1 rRNA gene is annotated in these 400 nt (G+C 53.0%); it reads left to right on the plus strand.

The window, feature by feature from the left end:
* Positions 1-400: ribosomal RNA gene (locus tag ACFI6L_RS20315) — 23S ribosomal RNA — on the plus strand; the annotation flags it as partial.

The raw sequence follows: 400 nt of genomic DNA on the forward strand, positions 1-400 counted from the left end.
TGTGGCTGGGGGTGAAAGGCCAATCAAACCGGGAGATAGCTGGTTCTCCCCGAAATCTATTTAGGTAGAGCCTCGGACGAATTCCATTGGGGGTAGAGCACTGTTAAGGCTAGGGGGTCATCCCGACTTACCAACCCTTTGCAAACTCCGAATACCAATGAGAACTATCCGGGAGACACACGGCGGGTGCTAACGTCCGTCGTGGAGAGGGAAACAACCCAGACCGCCAGCTAAGGTCCCAAAATATTGCTAAGTGGGAAACGATGTGGGAAGGCATAGACAGCTAGGAGGTTGGCTTAGAAGCAGCCACCCTTTAAAGAAAGCGTAATAGCTCACTAGTCGAGTCGGCCTGCGCGGAAGATGTAACGGGGCTAAGCAATATACCGAAGCTGCGGCAGCA

The sequence above is a fragment of the Alteromonas sp. G4i35 genome (assembly GCF_054960375.1).